Origin of the sequence: Cedecea sp. AS113 (assembly GCF_037152415.1) — a bacterium.
GTDB lineage: Bacteria > Pseudomonadota > Gammaproteobacteria > Enterobacterales > Enterobacteriaceae > Cedecea.
Window position 1 is genome coordinate 1 of record NZ_JBBCMI010000002.1, and the last position, 15,024, is coordinate 15,024.

The window sequence follows — 15,024 nt, forward strand, 5'->3', positions numbered from 1 at the left end:
CCAGCATATTCGCGGGGGCGTCAGTGCGTATTCCGTGAAAGTGATGAAAACGGTGACGGTGATGGGGCGCCTGGTGGACGGCGATGGCCACGCCCTGGGCGGTGCTCAGGTGGTGAATCATGCCGGCAGGACGGTCACCGAATCCGACGGGCTGTTCACCCTCGAAGTGCATGAAAACAACCCGGTGCTGGCGGTGGAGTACCGCGCAATGAACCAGTGTGAAATACGCCTGAATCCCACCACGCAGAAAACGGCCGATGAGATTATTTTCCTCGGCAATCTGACCTGTGACGAATTACCGCTGGCGGGGAACGCAGGCTATGCGGCCAGCAAAGCAGCCAGGAATAAGGACATATAATGTTTACCCGACAGATGTATATTATCGACTTCATTAATAACGCCCTGTTCCGCAGAAGAAATACGGCCGCACTGTCCGCGCTGCTTTTATTGGCGATGATATCCACAGTCAACGCTGCAACGGTGAACGTCACTACGGAGTTTATCGCCGACCTGCAGCAGCCGCAGAAGAATGCGTTTGTGAATACTACCCCGGTCTCTGGGTTTTGTTCTCAGCACTCTACGCTTTGTAATGTGGGGGAGTTCAGTATTTTGGTTCCTGGGTTATCGGCGGAAAAGTATTTTGACTCTACGAGCAATAACGTACGCAATTATACATCAATATCCCTTGATGGCACGACAAGGAATATTGTTTTAAGAGATGATAAAACAGGGAATCAAATTGCAGGGATATTTCGTCTGGCTTTTTTTGGTGTGCAACACACGTCGATAGATGGATCTAACATAGCTAGTGTAATGAACGGCGCGGGCCGTTCTCCTCAGGGCGGGTGCTCAGGGCGGGTTGGCGTTGGTTATATACATTGGTACAGATATGGATGGGGAGTGCCAGAAAAAAAGCTGACCTGCTACAAGGAGCTTGGTGGCTCTTTTCAAGGTGATGTTAGTATTGCCGATTTTAGCTTTGGCTATACGTTAGAAACACCCGATCCATTAGGTGTTTATAGCGGTGAGTACGAAGGTGAAGTGGTTTATACCGTTGGTGAAGGCGAAGATATTGACTTTCATGCCGAAACGACCTCTGACACTGAAATTAGAATAAAAATAAAGGCGAACGTACGTCATGCCTTCCAGGTGAAGTTTCCCTCCGACGCGGAATTGATCAAGGTCAGTCTGGCCCCGAAAGGCGGCTGGAGCCAGTGGACAAACGGTGGGCGTGTCCCTGACTCCCTGAGTCAGGAAGTCCCCTTCACCCTGTCGTCTACCTCCGGCTTCACTGTCAATATGCGCTGTGAGTATGATTTGGAGGGGGCCTGTGCGTTACGCGAAACAACATCCCCCACCGGAGAAAAAATACCGCTGGAGGTTTCTCTCACCTTACCGGGTTATAAAACGGAAAACGGAAGAGAAGCCAGAAATTTGCTGTTGAATTCGTTACCGGCTGGCCATGTTATTTTACCTCCCGGCGAGTTTGTTGTTCATCGTCGCTCACAGGTTGATTTTAAAGTCCGGAAACCCGGGGTTGAAACGATGGTGAAATCCCCAGGTTCAACCTGGAAGGGAGTCGTGACGCTAGTGCTTGATGCTCAGGCGGACTAGAAATGTCGAAAAATAGCTGATTGAGATCAATTAAAACTTTATAAATACAGAATCTTGCCGTTCTTTACTGCCATGCCTTTGACCTTCCCCCTGGGGGAAGGTGTAACGTCCGCGTCAGTGGTTGTTAAACCTTACTCTGGAAAAGGAAACAGGATGAAAATACGTATCATGACGGCGTGGCTGGCGCTGGCCCTTAGCGGGTCTGCACTGGCGGCCACACCTGAGGCAAATGCCTTTCTGGCGAAACACGGGCTGGCGGGAAAAACTACCGAGCAAGTGGTTGAGGCTATTGACCAGTCCCCGCAGGCTCGCCCGCTGGGTTTTAGCGCCGGTGTGACCAGCCGTGCGCTGGTGCTTTCGGACAGGCAGCAGAAGTTTAGCTACCCGCTGGGGGATAAGTTCTATCTGTCGTTTGCGCCATACCTGCAGCAAACGCATCCCTGCTTCAATCACAGCCTTTCCGGCTGCCAGGGTGAGATGGTCAATACGCCCTTTGAGGTCAAAATTACCGATAAATCGGGCAACGTTATCCTGAATAAAACGCTGACCAGCCAGCAAAATGGCTTCATCGGCGTGTGGCTGCCGCGCAATACCGAAGGGACGGTCAGCGTCAGCTATCAGGGCCGCACCGCGCAATCCGCGTTTGCCACCTTCGACGACAGTCAAACTTGTATGACCACCTTGCCATTGCAGCAATCATAAGCCCGACGGGCGGCGGCCTCATGGCACACTGCCCAAACTAGGGGTACTGTTGCTCTTCGTCGGTATAAATGAGCAGGCAGGCCTCATTAAAGTTGGCCAGTCCCAATCTCTCGTAAAGTTCATTCCGTCGGCGATAAAGACTTTTCAGTGACGTGCAGAGCTTTTCCGCCACGGCTTCCATAGGTAAACCCTTTCTTAGCCACATCATCATCTTCCGCTCCTCCTGACTCAGGCGCATGGCATAAAACCATTCCCCGGCCTGGCGGTCTAGCTTCACTTTTTGCAGCAGCCAGAACAGTCCTTCAATGTCCCGGTACGGCATCGACATATCGAGGCTCCACTTAAGTCTCAGTGGGGAGAGTTCACTGTGGCGCATATCCAGCATGATGCAACGTACCGGTGCCTCCGCTTTCTCTGCGCTGGTGATGATGTTTTCCCACTGCTCCAGTGGTAACCGGCTATCGACCAGGACAGCGTACTCTTTGTAGCCATAGCTGAAGCTTCTTCTGTCGACGGAGTACAGCCGAATAACATCAGGAAAATAGTTTTTTATTCCCTGGTAAAGATAGCGATCTTGTGTGATCAAAATTGTCGCATTCACCGCAGTGTATTCCTTTAATATCATACAATCCAAATGCCTGGCCATTGAAGCTAGGGGTATGCGTATTCACAGCGTGTCACTATTATTTCTTTAAAAATGAGCTAACTAACCTTTAGGTAAGTGTTGGGGTTGATATTAATTGTTGGTAAAGCGTTAGGGTCAAAGAGATATCCTTCTTCATTCCTGATGTGGGAAATTATAAATAAAATGAAATAAGAGAGAAGTCTGTGGTGTGGAAATTAGGAATCTTTGCCAGGAAATGTCCTGATTAATACGTTGATTTTCACTTAAACATATTGATAAAAACATCTCCCATATCATTTTTATATTTTTGATGTGGTTTTTTTTCATTTAAAATCAGTTGCTTGTGTTTTTGTTTTGTATTGAAAATTATTCATTGAAAAGTCGGTGCAGAGTATTCTTAAAAGCATGTTTTTGGTCGTCGGGAAGTGTTCACAAAATTATTCATGGTGACTTATCATTCTTGCTGTCTGACCTAATGTGTAATCTCCGCTATTTTGAGTTTGTTCCTAAAGCCAGATGCAGAAAAAGACGTTAAGTGAGGTGTGCCCGTTTAAATAAATACTCTGCATATCAAAAGAGTGTTTTACCGTGTGAATTACATCCGCTAGTGCCGATATCCGGCATTTAACGCGGCGGATAAACTATGCTCATTCATAATGGAATAATAGATATTTATGGAACAGCGGCTGAGTATCAATAAGTTATTCTTTTATCGTGGCGTGAAGCTGTCGTTATTTTTAATCATGCCAGGGCTGCTTTCAGCGCAAGGGGTGGGGGCAACATCACGCTATGACAGTCAGGTATTACAGGCACGAAATGGGGATTATCAACCCCTGCTTGACGCCTTAAAACATAAGGCACAACAAAGAGCATTGCACCCGGAACAGGTGGCCGACTGGTTGCAGGTCGCCTCCTGGGCCGGGCGTGATGATGAAGTGGTCAGCGTGTGGCAGCGTTATCAGGAGCGTACTGCTATCCCGGCTCGTGGGGTCGCCGCCACGGCGCAATCCCTGCGTAACCTTCATCGCTGGACGGAATCACTTTCCCTCTGGGAGCGGGTGCTTCAGCTCTCGCCTGGAAACGATGACTATCGTATAGGGCAAATTAAAACGCTGGCCGACGGGCAAAAAGCCTGGCAGGCCAGAGATGAAGCCCTGCGTTTGATCGGGGAAAAGCCGACGCTGGCGCATTGGCAGACGCTCTCTTATGTCTATCTTCGGCAGGGAAAAACCTGGGACCAGTTGCTAAGCGACACACAAGCCATCGCGCTTGCTCCAGGGGATAAAACGGCGCTGCAAAACCTGATATCCAGCCTGACCGTGAACAGGGTGAATACGCCAGCGCTGGCGTTTGCCAGGCAAGCGAACCTTCCGGCAAATGAGCGCAGAAGTCTGGAACTTAACGCGTTGGCCGAAAGGGTGCGCATGGCTGAGATCCCTCCAGGAGAGGAAAAAGCTCGTTTTACCGTCGCGCAGCGGGCGTTGGATCGTTACGACGTTTTGCTCGCCGCATGGCGTGGTAATCCGCAGGCTCAGCAGGACGTTACCAGAGCGCGAATAGACCGGCTTGGTGCACTTTATGCCCACAATCATTACCCAAAGGTCATTCAGGAATATGAAGCCCTGGCCTCAAAAGGCGTGCGCGTTCCACCCTGGGCTTTACGCTGGGTTATTGCGTCTTACCTCGCGGTAAAGCAGGTAGAAAGGGCGCAGGCGCTAACGCCGCAGCTGTTCAGCGGCGCGACGAATGAGAATGAGCAGGCGATGTTTTATGCCTTGCTGGACAGCGGACAGTACGACGCTGCCGCTCGTTATCTGCAAAACCTGACTCAGACAACGCCTTATCGTCGCTACGTGCCGGGTTCCCCGAATCCCGAACCAAACGATCGCTGGCTGGAGGCTAAAACGCTCTCGCTGCAATACCTCCTGTCAACCAATGCGCTGCCAGCAGCAGAAACGTTGTCCCAGCGCCTGGCCAGTACCGCGCCGGGCAACCAGGGGTTACGTATTGATTATGCCAGGGTGTTGCAGGCGCGCGGGCTGCCGCTGGCCGCTGAACGAGAGTTAAAAAAGGCGGAGGTGCTTGAGCCATCCAACCTTGAGCTGGAGCGGCAGCAGGCTTATGTCGCGGAGGATCTGCACGAGTGGCGGCAAATGGATTTGCTAACCGACGATGTGATGCTGCGCGCTCCGCTGGATATCGCTTCTCAGCGGCTGAACCGAACGCGCGAAATTCACCGAATGTCCGAACTGCGTCTTAACGGTCAGCAGGGGATCCACTCTGATACGCCCGTCAGCGGGGCGCACGATTTTAGCTGGGATATGGCGATTTACGGCCCACCGGTAGCCGACAGCTGGAGGCTGTTTGGCGGTCATCGCTTTGAGCGCGGTCGTTTTGAAGAAGGTAAGGGCTTAAGCCGCAGCGTGTTTGGGGGGATAGAGTGGCGGCCGCGCAATAGTTGGGTCGAGCTTGAACTGGCGAACAATAACTTCAACGGTGGCAATAAGCCTGGCGGGCGGGTTTCGGCCTGGCACAGCTTCAACGACAGCTGGCGAGTAGGAGGTGAAGTGGAACGCCTGGCCCGGGCAACGCCGCTGCGGGCTTTACGCAACGGGGTAAGTGCGAATCAGGCCAACCTGTGGGTGCGCTGGCATCAAAATGAACGGCGTGAATATCAGCTCGCGACCGCGACCAGCTGGTTTTCGGACCATAACCACCGGCAGGAATACACCTTCCAGGGCAAAGAACGGCTATGGCAGACGGCGCGGATCACGCTCGACCTGCAGCCCGGCGTGGCATACAGCACCAACAGCAAGACCGACACCGCCTATTACAGCCCGAAATGGGACTTATCCGCCGCGCCGACGCTCGCCGCTAATCACGTGCTGTACCAGCGCTATGACACCGTCTGGAGCCAGCAGATTAGCGCCGGAGCGGGTATTTACCGGCAAAAAAATTATGGGGCGGGGGCGATGACAACCCTGGGATATGGCCAGCGTATCCGGTGGAACAACGTCCTTGACACCGGGGCCATGCTGAACTGGGAAAAGCGCCCCTGGGACGGCAAGCGGGAAACGCATCTCGCCGTCGCTTTTGATGCAAATTTACGATTTTAAGGACAAACATGCTGACCAACAGTTTTCGCCTCGGCCTGATCGTTTTTGGCTGGTTATTGACCTTTTCTGGCCTGGGCGCGCAGGAGATTCATTTTCTGCCGCCAAAAGCGCGGCCGCTGCCTGAAGCCAACCAGCCCTGGCCGAAGAACCATTTTCTGGTGCTGGCGTACCATGACGTTGAAGACCGCGATCCCGATCAGCGTTATCTGGCGGTGCGCACCAGCGCCCTTAACGAGCAAATCAGCTGGCTGCTGCAAAACGGCTACCGCGCGGTAAGCGTGCAGTCGATTCTGGACGCTCACCGGGGCGGCACGCCGCTGCCGCCAAAGGCATTTTTGCTCACCTTCGATGACGGTTACAGCAGCTTCTACACCCGCGTGTGGCCGCTGCTTAAAGCATACAATGTGCCCGCACTCTGGGCGCCCGTGGGCAGTTGGGTAGACACCCCGCCGGGGAAGAAGGTGGATTTTGGCGGGCTGATGACCGCCCGCGATAAGTTTGCCACCTGGGATATGGTGCGCGAGCTTAGCCAGTCCCCGCTGGTTGAAATAGGGGCGCACACCTGGGCTTCACATTACGGTATTCAGGCGAATCCCCAGGGAAGCCGTGAGCCTGCGGTGGCCAACCGGGCGTGGAATAAAGTCACCGGTCAGTATGAAAGTGACGAGCAATTCACCCGCCGTATTGACGACGACGTGCGCCAAATCAGTCGCAAAATTCAACAGCTCAGCGGGAAGGCCCCTCGCGCCTGGGTCTGGCCCTATGGCGCGGCCAACGGCACCTCGCTTAGCGTGCTCAAAAAGCAGGGCTACCAGCTGGCGTTCACGCTCAATGATGGTCTCGCTGACGCCCGCGACCTGGACAATATCCCGCGCGTGCTGATCTCGGGTAACCCGACGCTCAAAGCGTTCGCCAGCATGGTGAGCCGCGTCCGGGAGCCCGATCCGGTGCGCGTTATGCATGTGGATCTCGACTACGTCTACGACCCGAACCCGGTGCAGCAGGCGAAGAATATCGATGCGCTGGTGCAGCGGGTGTATGACATGAAAATCAGCCATGTCTTTTTGCAGGCGTTCTCAGACCCGCTTGGCGACGGCAATATCAAGTCGCTCTATTTTCCCAACCGTTGGCTGCCCGTACGCGCTGACCTGTTTAACTTTGTCGCCTGGCAGTTACGCACCAGGGGCGATGCCAAAGTCTTCGCCTGGCTGCCGGTGCTCTCTTTTGATCTGAACGCCGCGCTGCCCAGGGTGCAACGCTGGGACGCCGCCAGCGGGAAGACGCAGCGGGCCACCAGCCCTTATCTACGGCTTTCCCCATGGAACCGACAGGTTCGTCACCAGATAATCGACATCTACGAAGATCTCGCCCGACATGCGGTATTTGACGGCATTCTTTTTCACGACGACGCGCTCCTCACGGACTTTGAAGATGCCGGGCCGGACGCCATGGCCGCCTACCGGCAGGCAGGGTTCCAGGGCAGCATCGGCGACATTCATCAAAACCCTGCCGAACTGCGAAGCTGGACGCGCTTTAAAAGCCAGACGCTGATCTCATTCACGCGCACGCTGACCGACGCGGTGCGGAATATTCGTGGCCCGCAGATAAAGACCGCCCGAAATATCTTTGCACTGCCGATTCTGGAGCCAGAGAGCGAGACGTGGTTCGCCCAGAACATTGACGATTTCCTGGCCGCTTACGACTGGACGGTGCCGATGGCGATGCCGCTGATGGAGTCCGTGCCGCCGGAAGAGAGCAATAGCTGGCTGGAACGGCTAATTAAAGCCGTCGCGGCGAAGCCTTCGGGAATGAATAAAACCATTTTTGAGCTTCAGGCGCGCGACTGGAACCACAAGACGCAGAAAGGCATCGCGGATAAACAGCTGGTAGAATGGATGCAGCTGCTGCAGCTGAATGGGGTGAAACACTACGGCTATTACCCGGACGACTTCATCAATAACCAGCCTGATATTTCACATATCAGACCTGAAATGTCCTCTTACTGGTACCCAAACAATGACTGATCGTCTTCTTTCCTTGCTGATTCTGGGCCTGGTCTTTGGGCTGCCGCTCGGTATGGCGGCGGTATTTACCGGGAAAATCCTGCTGGATTTTGTGTTCTTCTGGCCACTGTTTATGTCGGTACTGTGGATGACCGGCGGGCTCTATTTCTGGTACCGGCTGGAGCGCCACTGGCCGTGGGGCAAAGATGTGCCGCCGCCGCAGCTGGAAGGTAATCCGCTGATTTCTATTCTGATCCCGTGCTTTAACGAAGGCAAAAACGCCCGGGAAACGATAGAGGCCGCGCTGGCCCAGCGCTACACCAACATCGAGGTTATCGCCATCAACGACGGCTCTCGGGATAACACCGCCGAGATCCTGAACCAGCTCGCGGTGGAATACCCAAAACTACGAGTGATTCATCTGGCGGCGAATCAGGGAAAAGCCGTAGCGCTAAAGGCCGGGGCCGCCGCCGCACGCGGAGATCTGCTGGTGTGCATCGACGGGGATGCCTTACTCGAGCGGGACACGGCGGCTTACCTTGTGATGCCGCTGATTCGGCATCCCAATGTGGGCGCCGTGACCGGAAACCCAAGGATCCGCACCCGCTCGAACCTGATTGGCCGGATCCAGGTCGGTGAGTTTTCTTCGATAATTGGGCTGATTAAACGTACCCAGCGTATTTATGGCCGTGTCTTTACCGTTTCCGGCGTGATAGCCGCCTTTCGCCGCCAGGCGCTGGCGGACGTCGGCTACTGGAGCCCGGATATGATCACCGAGGACATTGATATCAGCTGGAAACTGCAGCTGCATCACTGGACGCTCTATTTTGAGCCGCGTGCGCTGTGTTGGATCCTGATGCCGGAAACGCTCAAAGGGCTTTGGAAACAGCGACTGCGCTGGGCGCAGGGCGGGGCGGAAGTGTTTCTGGTCAACCTGCGTCGCCTGTTCCGCTGGGAACACCGCCGGATGTGGCCGCTGTTTATGGAGTACGTGTTGTCGACGGTGTGGGCCTTCGCCTACGCGATCACCATCCTGCTGTTTATTGCCAGCCACCTGACCACGCTGCCGGCAAACCTAGTGGTTGAAACGCTCTTTCCGCCGGCGTTTACCGGGCTGCTGCTGGGCGTAATGTGCCTGATGCAGTTCCTGATCAGCCTGTTCATTGAGCGGCGCTATGAAAAGCAGATCGCCGGGTCGCTGTTCTGGATCGTCTGGTTCCCGCTGATGTACTGGATGATAGGCCTGTTTACCACTCTGGTGTCGTTCCCGAAAGTGATGCTTAAACGCCGCCGCGCCCGCGCGCGCTGGATAAGTCCTGACCGTGGAAAAGGAAGAATATGATGCAGACCAACACGCTGATTTTGACCGAAGATCGACTGGGACCGCGCCTGTTCGATGGCCTGATAACCGCTATTGCCTGGGCTGGTTTTTTGTACTTTGTATGGAAAAACTTGCTGCTGCAGCTGATGTTATTGCCCGACCAGCGCGGGGAAATCGTCGCGCAGTCGCTCAATTCCGTGCTGCTGTACCTGCTGATTGCGGCCATCAACGGTTGGTTGCTGATCCTCTGGTATCAGTACAGCCTGCGCAGGTACAGCGACCGATACCTCGATGAACACAAACCGTTTCAGCCTGGCGACCTGGCCCGCAGCTTTAACCTGCCGACGCAGCTGGTGTCCGAGATGAGCCGCTATAACCAGTTAACGGTTTATCACGACCAGATTGGGCAGATAATCGATCTTAAAAATAATCGTGCAGAGAGCGAAGCGGATTAACCCCGGTTTCCCGTCAGTATTCTGAACAGCGGCAATACCCGGACTCAATAATGGGTTCGGGTGGCCGATAATCTTAATTGTTCGCTGAGTCAGATAAAAATTGTGGGTGGCTGGAGAGGTTTTAGCATCTCTTGTACGGGTGAAAAAGAATCAAAAAAGAGGGGGAGTCGTGCAATCAGTTCGATTATTGGGTGATGGGTGGGAACCTCATGTGAATCAGGAGGGGGAGCGACTGATTTACTCGCAACCCGTTGAATCAGGGTTTATAAGCCACTCTTTCGACTTTGAGATTCTCCCAACTGATTTGGATGTTCTGCGTACGGATGATTACAGGCGCGCCGCCCTTGAGGTGATTGCACACACTTTGCTGCAGCATTCGACATTGAGGGGAAATCTTCGTTTCACTCAGCGTGATTTTGACTGCCTTGTCGCGAATACGCTTCACACTTCGTCCGACTTCCTCCCGGTATTTATTGCGCGAGTGAACAGGGAGCACAACATTCATATCGAAAGTTATATTGAAGAGACGATGAAACGGCGTTCAGCCAGAAACTGAGTTTCACCTCTTCGCCTGCCGCTGCATGATATTACCGATGATCGGCCCGAAGGCGACCAGAATAATAAAACGGGTCATCTGCATCGACATCACAAAGGCGATGTCGATGTGCTTGCTGGAGGCGGCGATAATTGCCACGGAATCGGCCCCGCCGGGGCTCATGGCTAAATAAGCGGTGAGCGGGTCGATATCGGCCACGACCACCAATCCCGCCGCCATCAGGCCGCAAAGGGCAATCAAAATCACAATGCTGACCGCGATGCGCGGCAGTACCTGGGCGGCATGTTTTAACAGCGGACGCGTAAATTTCAGCCCAATGCGCCAGCCGACGATGGTGTATGCCAGCACCAGCACCCACTGCGGAAGCGCGATCTCAATCCAGTTATTTTGCGACAGCACCACGCCAGCGACCAGCGTGATCAACAGCGCGCCGGCAGGCAAACGCAGAAGTTTGGCCGCAATACAGCCGAAGGCAATAAGCCCGAAAGTTTCAGCCAGCGCAACGTAAGAGCCGTGTGCAAAAAGATCGATCGTCGCAGATGTGGCCGGGACGTGCTCACCTGAGACTTTCATCAGCACGGAAGCGACGCTTGCTACCATAATCACCCGCAGATATTGCATGGCGGCGACAAGCTGTGTGTCTGCGCCGTTGGCTTCGGCCATCAGCGTCATGGCCGTGGCTGCGCCGGGGCTTAATCCCCAGAGCGCGGTGGTTCCGGGCAGGATGCGCATGCGGGTCATTATCCAGCCGAGCAGCATGCAGATAAAAATCACCGAAAAGACGCAGACAATAAACAGCAGCCAGTGAGAGCCGAAGGTGTCGGCGAGGCTGCGGGGCATTTTGCTGGCAATCATGCAGCCGATGATGCCCTGGGCGATGAGAAACAGCGTGCCGTTGGGCTGAATTTTTGCGCCGTTCAGCGAGACCACAATCCCGGCGGCCATCGGCCCGAGCAGCAGGGCGGCAGGAATATTCAGCCAGGTAAGCAGCCCGCCGAAAAGCGCGGTGGCAATAATCAGCGTGCTCCACTGCATACGCTGCGGTGACAGCAGGCGATAACCGTTAGGTGTGGCAGGATCTTGTTTCTTCATCGTTGTATAGCCGCCCGCAGCGCGGAAGAATATTCGGTTTAAGCTGGCTCACGCCGGAGTCGTGGCTTACACTCTGGGAGAGTTAAGTTATGCGAGGATGTTCTCGCCTAACTCAGATTCTAGAGGATGCCCTCGCATATCTCAATGGGCGTTATGCGAATAAATGTTAGCGGATTGATACGAAATATTTTATGACGAAACCAGCGCCCTTAGCGGCAAACCAGCCTAAACGCCTGCGTGGCCATCTTCGTGTGGCGGCGATAACCGAAGCGGCCACACGACTCTTCGGCGAGAAGGGATTTGACGCCGTAACCATGACCGAGATCGCCGCCAGCTCCGGCACGGCCATTGGCTCGCTGTACCGGTTTTTCCCCAACAAAGAGTCGCTGGCCGACGCGCTGCTGCTGGAGTACACCCGCGAAGTGATCGACCGGCTGGAAGTGCTGGAGGCCAGCGTTACCGGGGTAGACATTCCCACCGCAGCGGATCTGTTCACTCGCTTTGTGCTTTCGCTGCAGTCACAGCGAACCTTTGCCCTGAGGCTGGTGGAAGAGCGTGGCGAGCATGAAGCGGCCCGCCTTCAGTTCAGGGATGCCATGCGCGGCGGGTTCTCCACCGCGCTGCAGGTTGTGATCCCCAGTTTATCCGCCGAACGTGCCGGCCTGATGACCATTGTTATCCTGCAAATGCTCAAAGGTGCGGCGGCGGCCAATCTGCAGAATGACGCAGAGCGTAAAGCGGTGCTCAACGAAGCGCAGACGCTGCTGGAGCTGTACCTGACGACGGAAAAAACAAAGGGCGCCGCGTCGAAGCCGATGCGCTGAGTCGTTAAAAAATGGCGGAATAAACCGCCATCCTTATAAGGTTTTTTTCAAACAAGATTAATTATTCCTTTCAGGGTTTAATACCCACTCAATGGCCAGTTTGAGTGGGGCGACAATAGGCCACTGGCTAAATCGCTCGCAGGCCTGCCGCAGCTTTTCCGGGTCGATTGTCTGGTTGGTACCCACGGTTTCATTTTTAGATGATCCGACACTCAGATTAGTTTTTCCATTAGAAAAAATATGAAAGTGAGGGTATTTGGTGGCGGTTGGTGGGTTGCCTATATAAGTATCGCCATTATTTTCTATTACTTTACAATCATGTTTCTTAGCCCAGGATGTAAGGTCGTCGGCATTGACAAGATCATTTTCTTTTAACATTGAACACCTCATTTAAATGCTATTGTTTGATGATAAGCAACAGGCCATAAAAATAAAGAGCTTCTGCAGGGGTAATAAATCCGTGCAGAAGCTCAATATTTATGTTTAACAGCTCGATACCACGGTCCAGGTACCGTCGGCATTATAAGTAACGTCAAAAATTGACTCTCCTTCGGTGGCGTCACAAAGCGCAGCGCTGTTGGATGAGCTGGTGAAGTTCATTACAGTGCCGGACTGGTATGACCCTGTCTGGATGTAGTATTTCAGAATTGGCTGGCAGTCCAGGTTTTGGTTTGGTAACACCGTGGTGAAGTTTGACAGTACGACGCTGCCATCGCCCAGCATAACGGCAGAGCCGCCGTTGACGTGGTTTAGATTAGGGCTAAAGACCGGCGAGACTATGCGAAACGATCCCGGTTCCGCCTCCGCGTCTGTCACTGGCGAGCTTAACCCAAAGGGATTCAGCGACAGGCTGGTGGAGTTTCCTTTCGACGGGGTGCCGGTGGCCGGCGTCAGGTCGATAGGACGGATAGCGGATAAAAATCCTGATTGTTTTCCTACCACAGGAGGCGTATTTGCCTGTTGAACTCCGGCATAAAATTGCATATTAATCAGAAAAGTATAAGTGCTGCTGCTGGTCGAATAAGGTGCCAGTACAATACTCTGGATACTATTTGAGTAGACATTACTTCCACCACTGTATATAGCGGGTTTTTGAAAGAAGAAAAAGTCCTGCTGAGTGCTGCTCTGATTAGTCAGATTAAATTTAATCATTGTGCTCATGATATATACCTTTTGCTGAGTGAATGTAATAATTACAACCTGAATTAAGTAATGCATAATATATTTGTGTTGTTGTTATGCCATAGGCAGTCCTCCCGATATATTAGGGGGCGATTGAGGTCAGAGAAATAAATAAAAATAATTTCTGTCGTATTCAAATTAATATCACTGGCAAAACATAAAACAAACTAATTTATAGATCGTTACAATTGACACCATAAATCAGAGGTCGTTTTCAACAACATATAAGATTTAGTTGTGAAATATATGTTCAAACCTTCGGGCGTGGGAGCACAAAGGCATGGCAAAAAAGGGAACCTTTCGGTATCCCCCGCCGTTGATTAGCCTGACTGACGCTTACCAGCCCACGATCCGCGACCAGACCTCGTGCCCCTCGCCATCTTCGCTCAGAACCTGATAGTGCTGATGCATGGCGGCGGTGGCGCAGGCGTGGTTGGGCAGAATGCGCACCCGGCTGCCGACGGGGAAATCATCGACGGTCAAAGTTGAACTGTCCGGCAGGGCAACGATGCCGTGCTCCTGGTTGGTCGTGGTGACCAGCAGGTTTTCGTAGGGCTCTCCGCTCAGGCTGCACACCTGACCGTAACCGTAGTCCTGGCTTTGCGCCGCCGTGCCCCTGTCGCGAGAAAGTGCCATCCAGCCGGCATCAATAAATATCCAGCCTTTCTCCCTGTTGTGGCCAATCACCGTGGCGACAACGCTAAGCGCAATATCCTCCAGGCGGCAGACGCCGACGTTTTTCATCACCAGGTCGAAGGTGGTAAACACCCCGGCTCTGACTTCACTGATGTCCGTGAGATCGTCCGCAAAATGGGCTGTCGGCGTGGCTCCTACGCTTAATACGGGACAGGCATAGCCCTGCGCGCGCAGGCGGCTTCCGGCGGTTTTAATAGCGGCACATTCGGCTCTGGCGGCCGCGAGAATAGCTTCGTCCGTGCGGCAGCTATAGGATTCTCCGGCGTGAGCCAGCAGTCCGGTCAGCGTCGAGCCGCTTGCCTCAATGATGCGGGCCAGGGTCAAAAGAGCGTCACTGTGCGGCGGCAATCCGCCCCGGTGGCCGTCGCAATCCACCTCAATAAATACCGAAAACTTGAGGCCGTGCGCCCGGCTATATTCGGCCACGGCGCTAGCCTGTGGTTCGCTGTCGAGCAGAATGTGGAGGTTCACGCCTTTAGCCATCAGCGCCGCCACGCGGGGAAGTTTATGGGGCGCGATGCCGACGGCGTAAAGCAGGTTGGTGTAACCCGCAGCGGCAAAGGCTTCCGCTTCGGCGAGCGTGGATACCGTGGCCGGGGAATCACTTTGTTTAAGCAGGTAGCGGGCGGCCTCAATGGAGCGCAGGGTTTTCAGATGTGGCCGGACCTCGCTGCCCAGGGCGTGAACGCGCGAGTACAGGCGCTCAATGTTGCGCAAATATTTGCTTTTCTCGATCAGCAAAAAGGGGGTATCACGGGTGGTGAGCCATTCGGCGGACATAGCGGGTCTCCTGTGGGGTGAGGCTGTATCTTGTCATCCGGCTAATTAGGTATAAATT

14 protein-coding genes are annotated in these 15,024 nt (G+C 53.9%); 9 read left to right on the forward strand and 5 right to left on the reverse strand.

Annotation, left to right across the window (positions count from 1 at the left end):
• The 3 genes from WFN87_RS02130 to cueP form a co-directional block, all read left to right on the forward strand.
• Positions 1-358: CS1-pili formation C-terminal domain-containing protein (locus tag WFN87_RS02130; RefSeq protein ID WP_336980930.1), on the forward strand; the 358-nt coding region annotated here is incomplete at its 5' end.
• Positions 358-1,614 (forward strand): hypothetical protein, encoded by a 1,257-nt coding sequence (locus WFN87_RS02135; RefSeq protein WP_336980932.1) that lies wholly within the window; start codon positions 358-360, stop codon positions 1,612-1,614. The genes WFN87_RS02130 and WFN87_RS02135, both read left to right, overlap by 1 nt.
• A 153-nt stretch (positions 1,615-1,767) precedes the next feature.
• The gene (gene cueP, locus WFN87_RS02140) at positions 1,768-2,316 is read left to right on the forward strand and encodes a copper-binding periplasmic metallochaperone CueP (protein WP_336980935.1); all 549 of its coding nucleotides are present in this window, start codon (positions 1,768-1,770) and stop codon (positions 2,314-2,316) included.
• 37 nt (positions 2,317-2,353) lie between these two features.
• Here the strand turns inward: cueP and WFN87_RS02145 are convergent, their stop codons facing one another.
• A complete protein-coding gene (locus WFN87_RS02145) occupies positions 2,354-2,917 on the reverse strand; it encodes a helix-turn-helix transcriptional regulator (protein ID WP_336707363.1) in 564 nt (187 codons plus the stop codon).
• Between the two features lie 698 nt (positions 2,918-3,615).
• Between WFN87_RS02145 and pgaA the strand changes: the two genes are divergently transcribed.
• From pgaA to WFN87_RS02170, 5 genes are all read left to right on the forward strand, one after another.
• Positions 3,616-6,057 carry a poly-beta-1,6 N-acetyl-D-glucosamine export porin PgaA gene (gene pgaA / locus WFN87_RS02150; RefSeq protein ID WP_442892742.1) on the forward strand — a complete coding sequence of 814 codons (2,442 nt, stop codon included), beginning with the start codon at positions 3,616-3,618 and terminating at the stop codon, positions 6,055-6,057.
• A gap of 8 nt (positions 6,058-6,065) precedes the next feature.
• Positions 6,066-8,081: a poly-beta-1,6-N-acetyl-D-glucosamine N-deacetylase PgaB gene (gene pgaB / locus WFN87_RS02155; protein WP_336980937.1), complete on the forward strand. Its 2,016-nt coding sequence runs from the start codon at positions 6,066-6,068 to the stop codon at positions 8,079-8,081.
• Entirely contained in the window at positions 8,074-9,402 is a 1,329-nt protein-coding gene (gene pgaC, locus WFN87_RS02160; RefSeq protein ID WP_336980940.1) for a poly-beta-1,6-N-acetyl-D-glucosamine synthase, read from the forward strand. The genes pgaB and pgaC overlap by 8 nt, the downstream gene beginning before the upstream one ends.
• Entirely contained in the window at positions 9,402-9,836 is a 435-nt protein-coding gene (gene pgaD, locus WFN87_RS02165) for a poly-beta-1,6-N-acetyl-D-glucosamine biosynthesis protein PgaD (RefSeq protein ID WP_166993004.1), read from the forward strand. Before pgaC ends, pgaD begins: the two co-directional genes overlap by 1 nt.
• Positions 9,837-10,005: 169 nt before the next feature.
• On the forward strand, positions 10,006-10,392 hold the full coding sequence (locus WFN87_RS02170) for a hypothetical protein (RefSeq protein ID WP_336980942.1): 387 nt from the start codon (positions 10,006-10,008) through the stop codon (positions 10,390-10,392).
• A 3-nt stretch (positions 10,393-10,395) separates the two neighbouring features.
• Here the strand turns inward: WFN87_RS02170 and WFN87_RS02175 are convergent, their stop codons facing one another.
• Entirely contained in the window at positions 10,396-11,484 is a 1,089-nt protein-coding gene (locus tag WFN87_RS02175; RefSeq protein WP_336980944.1) for an AbrB family transcriptional regulator, read from the reverse strand.
• 191 nt (positions 11,485-11,675) lie between these two features.
• Here WFN87_RS02175 and WFN87_RS02180 point away from each other — a divergent pair, with 191 nt between their 5' ends.
• On the forward strand, positions 11,676-12,308 hold the full coding sequence (locus WFN87_RS02180) for a TetR/AcrR family transcriptional regulator (protein ID WP_336707371.1): 633 nt from the start codon (positions 11,676-11,678) through the stop codon (positions 12,306-12,308).
• Positions 12,309-12,365: 57 nt separating this feature from the next.
• Here the strand turns inward: WFN87_RS02180 and WFN87_RS02185 are convergent, their stop codons facing one another.
• The 3 genes from WFN87_RS02185 to WFN87_RS02195 form a co-directional block, all read right to left on the reverse strand.
• Positions 12,366-12,686 (reverse strand): hypothetical protein, encoded by a 321-nt coding sequence (locus WFN87_RS02185; RefSeq protein WP_336980946.1) that lies wholly within the window; start codon positions 12,684-12,686, stop codon positions 12,366-12,368.
• A gap of 105 nt (positions 12,687-12,791) precedes the next feature.
• Positions 12,792-13,469 (reverse strand): hypothetical protein, encoded by a 678-nt coding sequence (locus WFN87_RS02190; RefSeq protein WP_008459313.1) that lies wholly within the window; start codon positions 13,467-13,469, stop codon positions 12,792-12,794.
• Positions 13,470-13,826: 357 nt separating this feature from the next.
• The gene (locus WFN87_RS02195; protein ID WP_336980948.1) at positions 13,827-14,966 is read right to left on the reverse strand and encodes a DSD1 family PLP-dependent enzyme; all 1,140 of its coding nucleotides are present in this window, start codon (positions 14,964-14,966) and stop codon (positions 13,827-13,829) included.
• Positions 14,967-15,024: the final 58 nt, after the last annotated feature.

What these genes read in the sequence shown, in the direction of transcription:
- pgaC (WP_336980940.1), top strand. Translation starts at nt 8,074, where the DNA reads ATGACTGATCGTCTTCTTTCCTTGCTGATTCTGGGCCTGGTCTTTGGG.
- WFN87_RS02135 (WP_336980932.1), top strand. Translation starts at nt 358, where the DNA reads ATGTTTACCCGACAGATGTATATTATCGACTTCATTAATAACGCCCTG.
- WFN87_RS02185 (WP_336980946.1), bottom strand. Translation starts at nt 12,686, where the DNA reads ATGTTAAAAGAAAATGATCTTGTCAATGCCGACGACCTTACATCCTGG.
- pgaA (WP_442892742.1), top strand. Translation starts at nt 3,616, where the DNA reads ATGGAACAGCGGCTGAGTATCAATAAGTTATTCTTTTATCGTGGCGTG.
- cueP (WP_336980935.1), top strand. Translation starts at nt 1,768, where the DNA reads ATGAAAATACGTATCATGACGGCGTGGCTGGCGCTGGCCCTTAGCGGG.
- WFN87_RS02180 (WP_336707371.1), top strand. Translation starts at nt 11,676, where the DNA reads ATGACGAAACCAGCGCCCTTAGCGGCAAACCAGCCTAAACGCCTGCGT.
- WFN87_RS02195 (WP_336980948.1), bottom strand. Translation starts at nt 14,966, where the DNA reads ATGTCCGCCGAATGGCTCACCACCCGTGATACCCCCTTTTTGCTGATC.
- pgaB (WP_336980937.1), top strand. Translation starts at nt 6,066, where the DNA reads ATGCTGACCAACAGTTTTCGCCTCGGCCTGATCGTTTTTGGCTGGTTA.
- WFN87_RS02175 (WP_336980944.1), bottom strand. Translation starts at nt 11,484, where the DNA reads ATGAAGAAACAAGATCCTGCCACACCTAACGGTTATCGCCTGCTGTCA.
- WFN87_RS02190 (WP_008459313.1), bottom strand. Translation starts at nt 13,469, where the DNA reads ATGAGCACAATGATTAAATTTAATCTGACTAATCAGAGCAGCACTCAG.
- pgaD (WP_166993004.1), top strand. Translation starts at nt 9,402, where the DNA reads ATGCAGACCAACACGCTGATTTTGACCGAAGATCGACTGGGACCGCGC.